We start from the raw sequence: 14,759 nt of genomic DNA, 5'->3' as shown, positions 1-14,759 counted from the left end.
AAGTTTAATCTGTCGGGGTTTGCTGCAGTAGTAGGCAAGATGTACACTCAGCGTTCTACTGGTAGAACGATAAGGGATACGATGCTGACCGATCTGAACGATCTGTTTTTCTTCGCCAGCGTGGTCGATCACCAGGGATTTGCTCCCGCCGGCCGGGCGCTGGGCATTCCCAAATCCAAGCTCAGCCGCCGCGTGGCGCTGCTGGAAGAGCGGCTGGGCGTGCGCCTGATCCAGCGCTCGACGCGGCGTTTCTCGGTGACCGAGGTCGGCCAAAACTATTACGCACACTGCAAGGCGATGCTGGTGGAAGCGGAAGCGGCGCAGCAGGCGATCGAACAGACGCGCGCCGAGCCCTGCGGCACGGTGCGCATGTCGTGCCCGGTGGCGATCCTGCACACCCGCGTCGGCAGCATGGTGGCGGCCTTTATGGCCGACTATCCGAAGGTGACGGTGCATCTGGAGGCCACCAACCGCCGGGTGGACGTGGTGGGGGAAGGGTTGGATCTGGCGATCCGCGTGCGGCCGCCGCCGCTGGAAGACAGCGATCTGGTGCTGAAGATCCTGGCACAGCGCACCTGGTGCGTCGCCGCCAGCCCGGCGCTGGTGCGCACCCTCGGGCCGGCGCACACGCCGGAAGACCTGCGTAAATACCCGACGCTCGATCTCGGCCCGGCGCGCGCTCAGCACCAGTGGCGGCTGACCGGCCCGCAGGGTGAGCGGGTCGAGTGGGAACACACGCCGCGGCTGGTCACCGACGACATGCTGATGCTGCGCACCGCCGCCATCGCCGGCGCCGGCATCGTTCAGCTGCCGGCGATGATGATGCGTGACGACATGCTGCGCGGCGAACTGGTCCAGCTGCTGCCCGGCTGGCAGCCGCAGGGCGGCGTGGTGCATGCGGTCTACCCGTCGCGCCGCGGTTTATTGCCGGCGGTGCGGCTGCTGCTCGATTATCTGGGCGAGCAGTTCGCCAGCATCGAAGAGGAGTGATTAGGCGGTAATTTCGATCGCGTTGCCGTCCGGATCGCGGATGACGGCCTCATAGAAGCCGTCGCCGGTCCAGCGCGGAGCGGACTGCAAGATACCCTCCTGCTGCGCGCGCTGCGCCAATCGATCGACCTGCCGTTCATCCCCCAGCGACAGCGCGATGTGCGCCCAGCCCACCCGTTCTTCCAGGGCCTGCGCCGGCAACAGCGTCGGCACGCGCATGATCTCCAGCGTCGGCCCGGCCGCCAGGCTGACGAAACGGGAAACAAACCCCGGCCGGTTGCGGCTGACGTACTCCTCACCCGCCTCACCGTTGAAATAGCGCTGCCAAAACGCCAGCTGCGCGTCGATATCACGGGTCCACAGGGCAACATGGGCTATTTTCATCATCATTCTCCGGTCGGTAAATCGCTGTGCCAAACCTGGCCGCCGCCCTGCGCCACCTGCAGCTCGAGCTGCGGGTGCGCGCCGCGCGCCGTCACCAGATGATCCACCCGCCCGGCGGGCAGGAAGGGGTAAGGGGCGTAGGTATTGAGCTTGTCGCGGGTACACAGCACCGCCACGCTGCCGGCGCGCGTCAGCAGCCGCTTTTTGAAGGTGGCGTCCTGGTAGCTCAGCGCGGAGAAGCCGCCGTCCGGGTCGTAGGCGCAGATGCCGGTGAACACCAGATCGAAATGGAAACCATCTATCTCTTCCGCCGCCTTGGCGTCCACGCAGCCGCCAACCTGCGCATCCAGCTCACCGCCGATCAGGATGGTGCGGATCCCCGGCCGTTCCAGCATTTTGCCGGCGATGCTCAATGCATTGGTCACCACCGTCAAACGCCGATCGCGCGGCAACATATCCGCCAGATACAGGTGGGTGCTGCCGGCATCGAGGAAGATCAGCTGCTCTTCACCGATCAACCCCAGCGCGGTCTGCGCCAGCGTCAGCTTCTCATCGCCGCTGAGCGCCATGCGCGCCGCAACGGGGCCTTCGGCCGGCGTCGGCGCCAGCGCGCCGCCATAGATACGTTTACACAGGTTCTGCGCCGCCAGCTGGCGCAGATCGCGGCGGATGGTGGCTTCGGTGGTATTCAACCGCTGCGCCATCTCCAGGGCCAACACCCGCCCCTGTTGGCGAAGCGCGTCGAGAATGGCCTGGTGGCGTTCATTCGGTAACAGTTTGGACATCGCGTAAATCCGGTGACGCTAAAGTGATCACGAATGTACATAAACGTACACAATCGAACAATCATTTTTTTCGCCACGCTGAAGCGGCGGCGCTCGTCTAGACTGAGAGTGACATCACCGATAAGGGATTATGACGCGATGACCTCCGCCGTGCTTTATACGCTGTTTCCCGCCGCAGCCACCGTCATCGGCGCTGCGGTGGCACTCTATCGCCGCCCCGGTGCCGCCACGATGCGCGTCATCCATCACTTTACCGCCGGCATCGTTTTTGCCGCCGCCGCCACCGAAATCCTGCCCGATCTCAAGCAGCAGTCGCCTTTGGCCGTGTTGCTGGGCGGCGCTGCGGGGGTGCTGTTAATGCTGTTGGTTAGGCAACTGGGTGAAAAAGCGCAGGGGCCGGTCGGTTTTATCGCCGCGGTCGGCGTCGATATCTTTATCGATGGGCTGGTGCTGGGTATTGCCTTCGCGGCCGGTGCCAAGGCCGGTCTGCTGTTGACGCTGGCGTTGACGCTGGAAGTGCTGTTCCTGGGGTTGTCGATCGTCGGCGATTTGAAAGACTTTCTCGGCAGGCGGCTGCGGGCCATGGCGGCGATAGTCGGCCTGGCGCTGCTGCTGCCCATCGGTGGCCTGCTGGGGGCGCCGGTGGCCATGCTGGGCGCATTTTGGCTGACCGCCTTTTTGGCCTTTGGCCTGATCGCCCTGCTCTACCTGGTCACCGAGGAGCTGCTGGTCGAAGCGCATGAAGGCGGAAAAGAGACACCGTTCGCCACCGCGATGTTCTTTGCCGGCTTCCTGCTGCTGTTGCTGTTAGAGGAAGGTTTGGGGTAAAAAAACAGGAATTTCATGGCGCATGCCGCCCGGAGGCAACGCTTTGGCTATACTGAGGCAGGCGAAGTTACCGTAGACGTAACGGCTTGGGCGTAAAGGGAAAACGATGTTATTGACGATCGCAAGGTGGCTGTTTCAACTCCCCGGGAAGCTGTTCGGGCTGATTTTTAAAAATCGCCTGAGGATATTTTTGTTCTTTATGCTGGTCGCCATCGCGGTGCTCGGCGCCAAGCGCTATCTGCGCGCTCATCAATATGACGACGAGTTCAGCCTCGCCGCCCCCACCGATTACAACCGCGCGATAAAGCGCGAAATGCCGCTGCGCGAGGCGCGTGAACAGTGCGGGGGGCCGCTGCACGACAATGCCGGGCAGCCGTGGCCCGCCTCAGCCGGTTATCTGCACCAGCCGACGCGGCTGCCCGCGACCGGTCTGCATCGGCTGACGCTGGATAATCAGGGCAACGATTTCGCGGTGCTGGTCAAGCTGGAAACGCCGACGGCACCGCAGCAGCTGGCTGAAGTCTTTATTCCGCCCGCCGGCAGCTTCGAGGTGAAAATCAATGCGGACGCGGAACACGTCATGAAAATCAAGAACATCAAGACCGGCTGCATGTTCCGCTCCCGGCCGTTCAACCTGGATAAACAGAGCGATTGGCGCATGCCGCTGACGCTACAAAAAGACGGCAGCCTGCAGCTGCAGTCGATAGGGGATCGCCAATTCTGATCGGGCGCCGGGCGGAAGCGCCGGCGCCGCGAGGGTTACTTTTTCACCGGGTGATCGCGGCGGAACAGTTCCCAGCTTTCAATTTCCTGCCCACTCGGCAAGGTGCAGGTGGAATACTGGCCTGCCGCGTTCTCTTTGGCATTCAGCTTGCCGCCGATTTGGGTGCAATACACGTCGGCCGGGTTCGCCATGCCGATCGGTTTCACCTGCGGCGGTGGCGGCGCATCGTTGGATTTCACGGAACACCCCTGCAACATCGTCATCCCCGCCAACAGGGAAAGCATCAACGTTTTTTTCATTTTTCCAGCTTATGCAAAAAAGAACGGCGGAGCGCTCCGCCGTTCGTTCATCATGAAATAAAGGATTTGCCCTGTTTCAGCACCAGATCGCAGGCTTTTTGCTTCACCTTCTCGGTGATCTGCGAGGTACCCAGGCTGTTCAGATCCAGGCTCTTGCCTTCGCCGGTCTGCAGCAAGCCGCCCAGGCCCTGCTGATAATCCTGGCTCTTGGCGTTTTCGGTGCTGGTGATGCCCAGCTTGCTGAGCAGCTGATCTTTCACCCCTTCGGCACCGTTAGCCGACAGCACGTTGTTTTTCACACAGTACTGCAGGATACCGGCGGCATTGGTCATGCTGCTGGAGCTCAACGCCTTGTCGCCACCGTTCAACAGGCCGGTCAGCGAGGAGAGCGACATGCCGCCGCTGCTGTCGCCGCCCGACTTGCTCAGTTCGCCCGCCGCGCTGCTGAGGGAATCCATCAGCCCGGCAGCCTGAGTGGCGCCGCTAGCCAGGGTAGCGGACAGCGCCAAGGCCAGCAGTAAACGATGTTTGGTGATCATAGTGGTAAAACTCCTGTAATAACGGCATGCGATCGGCGCAGCGCGCCGGGATACCCTTCCGACGCCGCCGGCGGCGACAAGTTCCTTTTATCTCGCCGCCGCGCCGTTTTTCGGAATTCAGGAAATTTAGAACTGCCAGCGCAGCCAGGCGAAGAACACGTTGCCGTTGTTATAGGTGCCGGGAATGTAGGTCGCCTGGAACGTCAGCCGCTGATAGCCGATAGAGGCCAGCGGCAGCGGTGCCGGGATAGGAATGTATTTCCAGTTGTCACGCGCGGTGACGCTGGCGGTGAAGCCCAGCCCCAGGCGGAAATCCTTGTCATCCAGCGGGCGCCAGATCTTCTCGTAGGCGTAGCCGCCGATCGGCTCCCACTTGTTGAAGGAATCCTTGAACGCCATGATGTAGATGCCGTGCCAGTCACCGTCGCTGTCGTAGCGGGAGATACCGTAACCGGCCCCCCACGGGCGCTCGTTGTACTTATCGATCTTCTCGTCGTCGTAAGTCCAACGGTTGTGCCAGGTGATGGCCGGAATATAGAGATCGTGGTTAGGCGAGTTGTTCCAGGTCTCCGCCACGTTATCGGTAAAACGCTGCCATAGACCCGGTTTTTCAGCCTGCGCGGTATTGCCACTTTCTGTACCAACCTCAGCGTAAGAAGGCAGTGCAGGAAATATCAACGCCAGAGAACATGCCAAAAGAGTCCGTTTGAGAAACATCGTAAAGCTCCTGTAAAAATACGGCCGAAGATTCTTACCGATAGCCCAGGCAAGATCAAGCTGTATCTAATTTATCCAACGCCCGTTGTGCTTTGGTTAAGTTTAGCACCGGAAAATTCCCGATAACTTTTAACAGGTTGTGCCGGCCTGCGTATGCTATCGCCTTTCGGGCGGCAAAGCCGTGGGAAAAGTCCGCTTTGTCGCACACGACTCGCGGGCAAGGTGCTTGACCAACACATCGACATCGAGACGGTTCACAAACTCCAGGGAATAAGAAGAATAGAGACCGAACAGGCGATTCTGGTGCCCGACCACCACCAGATCGATACCGGCCTGATGAATGAAATCGTTGACGTCCTTAAAGCGCCGGATAGTGACGATTTCCTTGACCGCAACCGGCGCCTCGACGGCGCTCACCAGCCGGCTCAGCATCGCCTTGGCGGCGATCACCTCCTGCGCCTGGCGATCTTTGACCAGCGCATCGCTGCCGTACTCCAGCTCCGCATAGTCGGCGTTGAGGTGGCCGACGGTGATGGCGATCGGCAGCCCGCCCGCCATCGCTAGCGTTTGACGCAGTAACGGCAGCCCATCGCGCTCATCGTGAATCAGTACCAGAATGTGTCGATAGCTTTTCATCGCTCTTTCCCCCGTCAGTCAGTGCCACTGGGGCACCGCCCTCTTTGGTAGGTATACGCCATCTGCGCGCACGTAGAGAAAAGTTTACGTATCACTTACCACGGAATGTGATGGCCACCACGTTATCTTAGCGACCGTGGCGGCGCATTTTAACGCCGGCCCGACGTGGCGCGCACCGCCGCCCCCGTAAAGTAAAGCTGACGGAAACCGACGAATAAAAAACGATCGCTGTTAATTTTTTGTTTTTAATTGGTTACAGAATGGTTTCTTGAAATAAGCGTGCGGCGGATCACCAAAATCCCCCTTTACGTCAGCGTCGGCTTTTCTTTTCCAGGCTAACTGCCGGGTACCGCCAGACAGGATTTAACGCGGCATCAAAAGTACCGGTAAACTCCCCCTGCGTCATGATAAATGCCAACGCGGCGCCGTTTCTCTGCTGATATTCCATCAAGGAAAAATACCGCCGCACGCCAATACGCAATACCCCTACTTTTTATGTATTACTCAATCGCGTAAAGCGCCGAATACAAACCGCCCATTTTTCGGCTGCCAACCCTATCTTGAACAAGTCGACGCTTTAAATAACTGTTAAAGCTAACGACACAACATCGCCAGCAATTTATTTTTGCTGATTTTCGCCTGACAAAATAAAGATAAATAATCCGGAGCAATCAATGAAAATAACTATCGGGTCATTCATTCTGCAACAGCTTCACGCCCTGAACGTCGATCGTATTTACGGCGTGCCCGGCGACTATAACCTCAGCCTGCTGGAGCTGCTGGAAAGCGACGACCGATTGGCGTTTATCGGCAACTGCAATGAATTGAACGCCTCCTACGCCGCCGACGGCTACGCCCGAATGAAAGGCGCCGGCGCGCTGATCGTCACCTACGGCGTTGGCGATCTGGCCGCGCTGTCCGGCATCGCCGGTGCCTATGCCGAATCTTCGCCGGTGATCTGCATTGCCGGCACGCCGCCGCTGCACGCGATGAAGAATCATCAGCTATTGCACCATACCCTGGGCGACGGCAATTTCGACAACGTCATGAACTGTTTTAAACAATTCACCGTTGCTCAAGCCTTGATTACGCCGGAAAATGCCGCGCAGGAAATTCCGCGCGTTATTTCCCGCGCCTGGATAGAGAAGAAACCGGTCTATTTACAGCTGCCTTCCGATATTTGCGACGTCGAAATTGAAATCACCGCAGCCGCAGCGGCGCCGCAGTTGCCGGCCAGCGATAAATACAATGTGCAATTAGCGGCGATGGCGCTGTTAACCAAAATAAAACGCGCACAGCGCCCGATCATGTTGATCGACCAAATGGTGGATCGCTATCAGCTGCAGCAGCGGGTTATCGAGGTCGCTCATCGCTTTGCCATTCCGCTGACCAATATGCCGACCGCCAAATGCATTATTCCGGAAGATACCGCCGGTTGGATGGGCGGCTACAGCGGCAACCTGTCGCGCCCCGAACTGTATGAACGCATGGCCCACTCGGACTGCGTGCTGAGCTTCGGCGTGCGTCTGGTGGACTCCACCACCGGCTATTTCTCGCAGCAAATTCCCGCCGCCGCTCAGGTGGATATCCAACCGTTCTCGCTGAAGCTGGACAACACCTCCTACCCGGCGGTGGCGGCGGCGGATCTGCTGCAGGCGCTGCTGGATCTGAGTGAAGACGCGCCGGTACAGCCCCTGGCGCCGCTGCCCGATCCACGAGAGAAGCTGGCGACGCCGAGCGATACCCCCATCGACCAGGCCTATCTGTGGCAACGGATCCAGCGATTTATCCGGGCAGATGACGTGGTGGTGGTGGAAAACGGCACCTCGGGCGCCGCCATCGGCGGCATGCACATGCCCGGCGGCGTCAAGGTGGTCAACCAACCGATCTGGGGTTCGATCGGCTATACCCTGCCGGCGCTGCTCGGCACCCTGATGGCGGCGCCGGAGCGCCGGCATCTGCTGTTCATCGGTGACGGCTCCTTCCAGCTCACCGCGCAGGAAGTGTCTACCCTGCTGCGCTGCGAGCAAAAGCCGATCATCTTCCTGATCAACAACGACGGCTACACCATCGAGCGTTATATCCTCGGCGAAAACTCGTCCTACAACGACATCGGCCCGTGGGACTACGCCAAACTGCCGGCGGTGCTGAATACTCAGGCGCAGCCGTTCAGCGTGGCGGTGGAGACCACGCAGCAGCTGGAAATGGCCCTGGAACGCGCCTCGCGGCAGGATCGGCTGGCGTTTATCGAGGTGAAAGTGCCGATGATGGACACGCCGCCGGTGATGAAAGAGTTCTGCAACCGCTGCAACAGCTTTAACTTCGGCCTGACCAACCCACGCCGCAGCGCCTGAGGCGCTACCGCGCCGCCGGTGGTTCAGGCCACCGGCGGCATTTTTTTATGTCGTTACCCGCCGGCGCGCGCCATGCAACGCTGGCGGCGTTCGTCCACCCGCTTGGCGAACCAGGCGGTGGTCAGCTTGCGGGTGATTTTCGGGCTCTCCAGCTGGATACCCGGCAGCATCTCACGCGGCAGCTTGCCGCCCGCCAGCGCGTAGACCTTCTTATACAGGTCGGTGTCGGCAAAGCCGGCCGTGTCGCCTTTCTCGAGCGCCCGGCGAATGGCGCTGTCGCTCATGTTCAGGCGCTTGCCGAGCGTGCGCACCGCCAGCTCGGTCGAGCCGGGCTTGTCGCTGCCGAAATCGATCAGGTCGCCGTCCAGCGCCAGCGGAATCGCGCTCGCCCGGCTGACCGCGTTTTGGAACGCCGCGTTGCGGCTGGCGTACCAGCCGGCGTTGAAGTCGGCAAAGCGATAAATCGGCCGGCTGTAATCGACCGGATACCCCAGCAAATGCATAATGCCGAAGTACATGCCACCGCGCCGGCTGAAGACTTCGCGGCGAATCGAACCGTCGATCGGATAAGGGTACCCTTTGGCGTGCGCCTCGGCGAAGGCGACGCTCACCTGCATCGGGCCGCCGGTATGTACCGGGTTTAAATGCCCGAACAGCTTCTGCCCCATCGGCACGCGGTCGATCATGTCATCGAAGATATCGCTCAGATCCTTCTCGGTACGCACCTTATCCAACCGCTCGCTGTAGCTCTTCCCGTTCGACGACGAGATCTTCAACGCGGTGTGCACCAAAAAGTTCGGGATGTGCATCTGATCGGCACGGCGATCGATCTCCTTCCAGGCGATCTTCGGCAGCCCCGGCACCTGCGGGTTGGCCTGGAACGTTGACTCCTGTTCGGTCACCGCCAGCACCGAACACAGGTTCTCATCGCTCGGCTCGATGCCCTGCGCGGCAAAGGCGGCGGTAATATCGGTAGCCCAGCCCTGACGATCGCCGGCGTTGGCCGGGATCAGCGTCATCAGTCGGGCTTTGACGTCGGCGGGGCGCGCCGCCGGCGCCGTGGTGGTGGTTTTACTGGTACAGCCCGCCAGCGCCAGCAGCGCGGCCAGGCTCAGCCAACGGAAGGGCGTCGGGTGAAATAAACGAGGTATCGGCATCTTTTCCCTGAACGTGATGACATGAACAGCACTGAAATTAGCCCAGCCGCCGCGCACAATCCAGTATAAAGATATCGCCGCGCCTTCCCGTCAGGCCGCTATGTTCAAACGCCTCATAAAGATGTATTTTATATACATCATATAAATCACTTTGCTTGCCCAGCCAGAGGAGCCCCTTATGGAGCAGCAGCTGCTTTGCTATAAAACCCTGCCGGAATGGAACAGCGACACGCTGCCGGAAGCCTTCCGCCAGCGCCACAACACCCAGAGCGGCACCTGGGCGAAGCTCACCGTCCTGAGCGGCAGCCTGACGTTCGCCATGATGACCGAAGACGGCGCCACCACCGAGACCTGGCAGTTCAGCCCCGAAAGCCAGCCGCCGTTTATCGCACCGCAGCAGTGGCATCGCATCGTTTCCTTCTCGGACGACATGACCTGCCGGCTGGCGTTTTACTGCACGCCGGAAGATTACTACCACAAGAAATACGAACTGACGCGCACCCACTCTGAAGTGATCGAGGCGGCGGCGCGCATCGCGCCGGGCAAGGCGCTGGATCTGGGCTGCGGCGGCGGCCGCAATTCGCTCTATCTCAATCTGAAAGGTTTCGACGTCACCGCCTGGGACAAGCACGCGCCGTCGATAGACCGCCTCAATCAGATCATCGACGCCGAGCAGCTGACCCGCCTGAGCGCCAGCGTGCAGGATCTCAATACCCACCGCTTCAGCGGCGAATACGACTTCATCCTGTCCACCGTGGTGATGATGTTCCTCGAACGCCAGCAAATTCCGTCTATCGTGCAAAACATGCAGGACAGCACCGTGCGCGGCGGCCATAACCTGATCGTGGCGGCGATGGATACCGAGGATTATCCCTGCCCGCTGCCGTTCCCGTTCACCTTCAGCCCGGGTGAGCTGAAGCATTATTATCGCAACTGGGAGATCCTCAAATACAACGAAGACGTCGGCCAACTGCACAAGACCGACGCCGCCGGCAACCGCATCTCGCTGCGCTTCGCCACCCTGCTGGCGCGCAAGCTATAGCGCGTCGTGAAAGATAACCCCCAGCGTGTGGCGTTGGCCGGCGCGTATCCGGCTGACGCCGTGGCGCAGATTGACCCGATAGTAGCCTTTCACTCCCGCCACCGGCCTGTGATGCACGGCGAACACTACTGCGTCGCCCTGCTGCAGCGGCACCACCTCCGGCCGACTCTGCATCCGCGGCCGCTGTTCGGTCAGCACGAATTCGCCGCCGGTGAAGTCCCGTTCAGGGGCGGAAAGTAAAAACGCCACCTGCAGCGGAAACACCCGCTCGCCGTACAGATCCTGATGCAGGCAGTTGTAATCCCCCGCTTCGTAACGCAACAGCAGCGGCGTCGGCCGCCGTTGGCCGGCCCGGTGGCATTCGGCCAGGTAGGCCTCGTGTTCGGCGGGATAGCGCGCCGTCAAACCCAATAAGGTATTCCAGCGGTTGGCCACCGGCGCCAGCCGTGCATACATCAGGCTGCGCACCTCGGCCACCGGAAGCGGCAGCGGATAGGCGAAATACCGGTACTCGCCGCGGCCAAAACCGTGCCGCGCCATCACGACGCGGCTGCGGAAGTGCGCATCGTGCGGGTAGAGCGCCGCCAGCTCGCGGCACAGGTCTTGGCTGAGCACGCCAGGCAGCCGCGCGCAGCCCTGCGCATCGAGTTCGCGTTCGATTGCCGCCCAGTCCAATTCGGCCAGCCGCGCCGCCAGCAGGCCGCTCATCGCTGCGCCTCTTTTTCCAACAAGGCTTGCTTGCGCTCGACGCCCCAGCGATAGCCGGACACAGCGCCGTCGTTACGCACCACCCGGTGACAGGGGATCGCCACCGCCAGCACGTTGGCGGCGCAAGCGCCGGCCACCGCGCGCACCGCTTTGGGCGCGCCGATGCGCCGGGCGATATCGGCATAGCTGACGGTTTCGCCGACCGGTATCGCCCGCAGCGCCTGCCAAACCCGCTGTTGAAACGCGGTGCCGCGAATATCCAGCGGCAGCGCCAGCCCATTTTCCGGCGCTTCAATCAACCCCACCACCTGCGCCATCAGCGCTTCATACTGCGCATCGCCGCCGATCAGCTCGGCATTAGGGAACTTGTCCTGCAGATCCTGCACCAACCGCTGCGCATCGTCCCCCAGCAGAATGGCGCAGATGCCCACCTCGCTCTGCGCCGCCAGGATCTCACCCAGCGAACAGCGCCCTACGGCGAAATGGATGCGCATGCCTTTGCCGCCCGCCCGGTAGGCCTTCGGCGTCATGCCCAGCGCGGCGTTGGCTTGCTGATAGAAGCGGCCGTTGGCGCCATAACCGGCGTCGAAGATCGCGTCGGTCATCGTCTCCTGCTGCGTAAGACCGGTGCGCAGCCGTTGGCTGCGCTGCGCGTCGGCATAGCCTTTCGGCGTCAGGCCGGTGATCGCTTTGAACAACCGGTGGAAATGGTATTGGCTCAACCCGACGTGGCGCGCCAGCGTCTGCAGCGACGGCGCTTTCTCCGCCCGTTCGATATAGCGGCAGGCCTCAGCTATCTGCCGCGCATGCTGCTCCGTCAACGGCGTCAGCCCCTGGCGGCAGCGTTTGCAGGGCCGATAACCCGCTGCCTCCGCCTGCTCGGCGTCGTCGAACAGCTCCACGTTTTGCCGGTTCGGCTGGCGTGACGGGCAAGAAGGTGAGCAATACACGCCGGTGGTTTTCACCGCGTAGATAAAGCGGCCGTCGGCGTGCTTGTCGCGGCTGACGATCGCCAGCCAGCGCGGATCGGCGCTGTCGATTACGTTTTTCATCATCCGTTCCTCACTGCGGTTTCGATGTTAACCAGCATAGTGACGGGCCGTTGGCGAAACACGCCGACTCTTGCTTTTTAATTCGGCGCCGACGTTTTCGACAATGTTTCGACAATTTTTAACCAACAACATGAAGTTTATTACGTTGCCAACCCGGTTGCACAGCGTTAGGATCGCGGCCGGCCACGGGCGTGGCCAGTGTTTTTGCCTGTTAGTTGCGCGCATGGAGAGGTTATTGTGTTAGAGAGTTTTGGCGTCCTGAATTTATGGACCTATTTGGCCGGGGTGGTCTTCATTATCATTCTGCCGGGGCCGAATACGCTGTACGTGCTGAAAACCGGCGTATCGCGCGGCGTGCGCGCCGGCTACACCGCAGCGCTCGGCGTATTCATCGGTGATGCGATCCTGATCTTCTGCGCCTATATCGGCGTGGCTTCGCTGATCCGCACCACGCCGTTCCTGTTTACCCTGGTGCGTTTTCTCGGTGCGATTTACCTGCTGTTCCTCGGCGCAAAAATCCTCTACGCCACCTTCGTGCAGAAGGCGCAGGCGCAACAGCAGCAGATTGAGGGCGGCCACAGCATTCTGCGCAAGTCGCTGACGCTGAGCCTGACCAACCCGAAAGCTATCCTGTTTTACGTGTCGTTCTTCGTGCAGTTCATCGATTTCAACTACGCGCACACCGGGCTGTCGTTCACCATTCTGGCGCTGATCCTCGAAGCCGTCAGCTTTATCTACATGAGCACGCTGATCTTCTCCGGCGCGATGCTGGCGCATTTCTTCAATCACAAGAAAGGCCTGGCGAAGCTCGGCAACGGCCTGATCGGCCTGCTGTTCCTCGGCTTCGCCACCCGTCTGGCAACCCTGAGTTCGTGATCCCTCCCGGCCGGCGCCCGCCGGCCGCGGTTTACTCGTTCGTCACGGCAAAATGACACGCAGGGCAAACCGAATGTCAGGCAGACCAAAGCCGCCGCTTTCCCGCTGATCTAGACTTGCAGGGTTAACGATAACCTGATGAGCCTGATCGGAGGATGTATGTCTGACAATACCGTAGCCGTGCTGGATAGCGTGTCGCGTTTTCTCGATCGTCAGCATGGGCTGTATATCGACGGCCAGTGGCGCGCGTCCGCCGCGGAAGGCCGCCTGGCGGTGTATAACCCCGCCAATGGGCAGCAGATCGCCACCACCGCCGACGCCAACGAACACGACGTCGCGCTGGCGGTGCAGTCCGCCCACAAAGCCTTCAGCGAAGGCGTCTGGGCGCAGCGTCTGCCGGTAGAGCGCGAACGCATCCTGCTGCGCTACGCCGATTTGGTGGAGCAACACGCCGAGGAGCTGGCGCAGCTGGAAACCCTGGAGCAGGGCAAATCCATCAACATCGCCCGCGCTTTCGAAGTCGGCAGCACCCTGAACTGGATGCGCTACACCGCCGGGCTGGCGACCAAAATCACCGGCCAGACGCTGGACGTCTCCATTCCGATGCCGCCGGGCGCCAAATATCAGGTTTATACCCGTAAAGAGCCGATCGGCGTGGTTGCCGGCATCGTTCCCTGGAACTTCCCGCTGATGATCGGCATGTGGAAAGTGATGCCGGCGCTGGCGGCGGGCTGCTCCATCGTCATCAAGCCGTCGGAAACCACCCCGCTCACCCTGCTGCGCATGGCCGAACTGGCGAGCGAAGCCGGTGTGCCGCCGGGCGTGTTCAACGTGGTGACCGGCCGCGGTACCGTGTGCGGCAAGGCGCTGACCGAACATCCGCTGATCGCCAAAGTCAGCTTCACCGGCTCCACGCCGGTGGGCAAAAGCATCGCGCGCGCGGCGGCGGATCGCCTGACCCGCGTGACGCTGGAGCTGGGCGGCAAAAACCCGGCCATCGTGCTGAAAGACGCCGATCCGCAGCAGGTGATCGAAGGCCTGATGCTCGGCAGCTTCCTCAACCAGGGGCAGGTGTGCGCCGCCAGTTCGCGGATTTATATCGAAGCGCCGATCTATGACCAACTGGTGGCCGGTTTCGAACAGGCAGTGAAATCGCTGTCGGTCGGGCCGGGCATGGACACCGGCGCGCAAATCAACCCGCTGGTGTCGCTCGCGCACCGCAACAAGGTGGCGGCCTACCTTGACGACGCCCGGGCGAAAAACGCCGAGCTTATCGGCGGCGCGGCCGGGCCGGATGCCAACGGCTTCTACATCCCGCCAACGCTGGTGATCAACCCGGACGACAGGCTGAACCTGACGCGCGAGGAAGTGTTCGGCCCGGTGGTCAACCTGATTCGGGTGGCGAGCGCCGAAGAGGCATTGAGCAAGGCCAACGACACCGACTTCGGGCTGACCGCCAGCCTGTGGACCACCAGCCTGCAGAAAGCGATGGCGCTGACGCCGCGCATCCAGGCCGGCACCGTGTGGGTCAACACCCATACGCTGATCGACCCGAACATGCCGTTCGGCGGGTTCAAACAGTCGGGCAGCGGCCGTGACTTCGGCCCGGATTGGCTGGATGCCTACACCGAAACCAAATCGGTCTGCATCCGCTATTGAGTGAGGCGG

At 61.2% G+C, this 14,759-nt stretch carries 16 protein-coding genes; 7 read left to right on the top strand and 9 right to left on the bottom strand.

Annotated elements, in window-relative coordinates:
* Positions 1-81 precede the first annotated feature (81 nt).
* Entirely contained in the window at positions 82-990 is a 909-nt protein-coding gene (locus EKL15_RS07520; RefSeq protein WP_049273915.1) for a LysR family transcriptional regulator, read from the top strand.
* Here the strand turns inward: EKL15_RS07520 and EKL15_RS07515 are convergent, their stop codons facing one another.
* Positions 991-1,374 carry a VOC family protein gene (locus EKL15_RS07515; RefSeq protein ID WP_060423221.1) on the bottom strand — a complete coding sequence of 128 codons (384 nt, stop codon included), beginning with the start codon at positions 1,372-1,374 and terminating at the stop codon, positions 991-993.
* 2 nt (positions 1,375-1,376) lie between these two features.
* The gene (locus EKL15_RS07510) at positions 1,377-2,159 is read right to left on the bottom strand and encodes a DeoR/GlpR family DNA-binding transcription regulator (RefSeq protein ID WP_060423217.1); all 783 of its coding nucleotides are present in this window, start codon (positions 2,157-2,159) and stop codon (positions 1,377-1,379) included.
* Positions 2,160-2,297: 138 nt separating this feature from the next.
* Between EKL15_RS07510 and EKL15_RS07505 the strand changes: the two genes are divergently transcribed.
* Together EKL15_RS07505 and EKL15_RS07500 are read left to right on the top strand one after the other, a co-directional pair.
* Positions 2,298-2,987: a ZIP family metal transporter gene (locus EKL15_RS07505; protein WP_060440611.1), complete on the top strand. Its 690-nt coding sequence runs from the start codon at positions 2,298-2,300 to the stop codon at positions 2,985-2,987.
* 106 nt (positions 2,988-3,093) lie between these two features.
* Positions 3,094-3,711, top strand: coding sequence for a hypothetical protein (locus EKL15_RS07500; RefSeq protein ID WP_047728779.1), 618 nt, complete (start codon positions 3,094-3,096; stop codon positions 3,709-3,711).
* 35 nt (positions 3,712-3,746) lie between these two features.
* Here EKL15_RS07500 and EKL15_RS07495 read toward each other — a convergent pair whose 3' ends face one another.
* From EKL15_RS07495 to EKL15_RS07480, 4 genes are all read right to left on the bottom strand, one after another.
* Complete coding sequence (locus EKL15_RS07495; RefSeq protein WP_004940597.1) at positions 3,747-4,010, bottom strand: DUF333 domain-containing protein; 264 nt, start codon at positions 4,008-4,010, stop codon at positions 3,747-3,749.
* A 50-nt stretch (positions 4,011-4,060) separates the two neighbouring features.
* On the bottom strand, positions 4,061-4,549 hold the full coding sequence (locus EKL15_RS07490; RefSeq protein ID WP_015376789.1) for a DUF2501 domain-containing protein: 489 nt from the start codon (positions 4,547-4,549) through the stop codon (positions 4,061-4,063).
* A 126-nt stretch (positions 4,550-4,675) separates the two neighbouring features.
* Positions 4,676-5,266, bottom strand: a complete 591-nt coding sequence (gene pagP / locus EKL15_RS07485) for a lipid IV(A) palmitoyltransferase PagP (RefSeq protein WP_048232795.1) — start codon at positions 5,264-5,266, stop codon at positions 4,676-4,678.
* A gap of 156 nt (positions 5,267-5,422) precedes the next feature.
* Positions 5,423-5,902: a universal stress protein gene (locus EKL15_RS07480; protein ID WP_087763256.1), complete on the bottom strand. Its 480-nt coding sequence runs from the start codon at positions 5,900-5,902 to the stop codon at positions 5,423-5,425.
* 674 nt (positions 5,903-6,576) lie between these two features.
* On the opposite strand from EKL15_RS07480, the gene EKL15_RS07475 reads away from it, so the two are divergent.
* Positions 6,577-8,256, top strand: coding sequence for an alpha-keto acid decarboxylase family protein (locus EKL15_RS07475; protein WP_203089175.1), 1,680 nt, complete (start codon positions 6,577-6,579; stop codon positions 8,254-8,256).
* A gap of 53 nt (positions 8,257-8,309) precedes the next feature.
* On the opposite strand, the gene EKL15_RS07470 is transcribed toward EKL15_RS07475, so the two are convergent.
* Positions 8,310-9,413 (bottom strand): DUF1615 domain-containing protein, encoded by a 1,104-nt coding sequence (locus EKL15_RS07470; protein WP_126180267.1) that lies wholly within the window; start codon positions 9,411-9,413, stop codon positions 8,310-8,312.
* 178 nt (positions 9,414-9,591) lie between these two features.
* Between EKL15_RS07470 and tehB the strand changes: the two genes are divergently transcribed.
* Positions 9,592-10,455, top strand: coding sequence for an SAM-dependent methyltransferase TehB (gene tehB / locus EKL15_RS07465; protein WP_060423195.1), 864 nt, complete (start codon positions 9,592-9,594; stop codon positions 10,453-10,455).
* Here the strand turns inward: tehB and EKL15_RS07460 are convergent.
* Both EKL15_RS07460 and ada read right to left on the bottom strand, forming a co-directional pair.
* On the bottom strand, positions 10,450-11,163 hold the full coding sequence (locus tag EKL15_RS07460) for a 2OG-Fe(II) oxygenase (protein WP_203089173.1): 714 nt from the start codon (positions 11,161-11,163) through the stop codon (positions 10,450-10,452). The two genes, tehB and EKL15_RS07460, sit on opposite strands and share 6 nt — an antisense overlap.
* Positions 11,160-12,215 (bottom strand): bifunctional DNA-binding transcriptional regulator/O6-methylguanine-DNA methyltransferase Ada, encoded by a 1,056-nt coding sequence (gene ada / locus EKL15_RS07455; RefSeq protein ID WP_187322760.1) that lies wholly within the window; start codon positions 12,213-12,215, stop codon positions 11,160-11,162. Before ada ends, EKL15_RS07460 begins: the two co-directional genes overlap by 4 nt.
* 237 nt (positions 12,216-12,452) lie before the next feature.
* Here ada and leuE point away from each other — a divergent pair, with 237 nt between their 5' ends.
* Positions 12,453-13,091 (top strand): leucine efflux protein LeuE, encoded by a 639-nt coding sequence (gene leuE, locus EKL15_RS07450; protein WP_016928933.1) that lies wholly within the window; start codon positions 12,453-12,455, stop codon positions 13,089-13,091.
* 159 nt (positions 13,092-13,250) lie between these two features.
* Positions 13,251-14,750, top strand: a complete 1,500-nt coding sequence (locus EKL15_RS07445) for an aldehyde dehydrogenase family protein (RefSeq protein WP_102984200.1) — start codon at positions 13,251-13,253, stop codon at positions 14,748-14,750.
* The last annotated feature ends 9 nt before the right edge of the window (positions 14,751-14,759 follow it).

Origin of the sequence: Serratia sp. 4542 (assembly GCF_016805595.1) — a bacterium.
Taxonomy (GTDB): domain Bacteria; phylum Pseudomonadota; class Gammaproteobacteria; order Enterobacterales; family Enterobacteriaceae; genus Serratia; species Serratia nevei.
The sequence above is the reverse complement of the archived record's forward strand: the minus strand, read 5'-3'. Positions and strand labels throughout refer to the sequence as shown.

Bases quoted from the DNA above. Each gene is read 5' to 3' on its own strand.
- EKL15_RS07520 (WP_049273915.1), top strand. From the start codon at position 82: ATGCTGACCGATCTGAACGATCTGTTTTTCTTCGCCAGCGTGGTCGAT.
- EKL15_RS07515 (WP_060423221.1), bottom strand. From the start codon at position 1,374: ATGAAAATAGCCCATGTTGCCCTGTGGACCCGTGATATCGACGCGCAG.
- EKL15_RS07510 (WP_060423217.1), bottom strand. From the start codon at position 2,159: ATGTCCAAACTGTTACCGAATGAACGCCACCAGGCCATTCTCGACGCG.
- EKL15_RS07505 (WP_060440611.1), top strand. From the start codon at position 2,298: ATGACCTCCGCCGTGCTTTATACGCTGTTTCCCGCCGCAGCCACCGTC.
- EKL15_RS07500 (WP_047728779.1), top strand. From the start codon at position 3,094: ATGTTATTGACGATCGCAAGGTGGCTGTTTCAACTCCCCGGGAAGCTG.
- EKL15_RS07495 (WP_004940597.1), bottom strand. From the start codon at position 4,010: ATGAAAAAAACGTTGATGCTTTCCCTGTTGGCGGGGATGACGATGTTG.
- EKL15_RS07490 (WP_015376789.1), bottom strand. From the start codon at position 4,549: ATGATCACCAAACATCGTTTACTGCTGGCCTTGGCGCTGTCCGCTACC.
- pagP (WP_048232795.1), bottom strand. From the start codon at position 5,266: ATGTTTCTCAAACGGACTCTTTTGGCATGTTCTCTGGCGTTGATATTT.
- EKL15_RS07480 (WP_087763256.1), bottom strand. From the start codon at position 5,902: ATGAAAAGCTATCGACACATTCTGGTACTGATTCACGATGAGCGCGAT.
- EKL15_RS07475 (WP_203089175.1), top strand. From the start codon at position 6,577: ATGAAAATAACTATCGGGTCATTCATTCTGCAACAGCTTCACGCCCTG.
- EKL15_RS07470 (WP_126180267.1), bottom strand. From the start codon at position 9,413: ATGCCGATACCTCGTTTATTTCACCCGACGCCCTTCCGTTGGCTGAGC.
- tehB (WP_060423195.1), top strand. From the start codon at position 9,592: ATGGAGCAGCAGCTGCTTTGCTATAAAACCCTGCCGGAATGGAACAGC.
- EKL15_RS07460 (WP_203089173.1), bottom strand. From the start codon at position 11,163: ATGAGCGGCCTGCTGGCGGCGCGGCTGGCCGAATTGGACTGGGCGGCA.
- ada (WP_187322760.1), bottom strand. From the start codon at position 12,215: ATGAAAAACGTAATCGACAGCGCCGATCCGCGCTGGCTGGCGATCGTC.
- EKL15_RS07445 (WP_102984200.1), top strand. From the start codon at position 13,251: ATGTCTGACAATACCGTAGCCGTGCTGGATAGCGTGTCGCGTTTTCTC.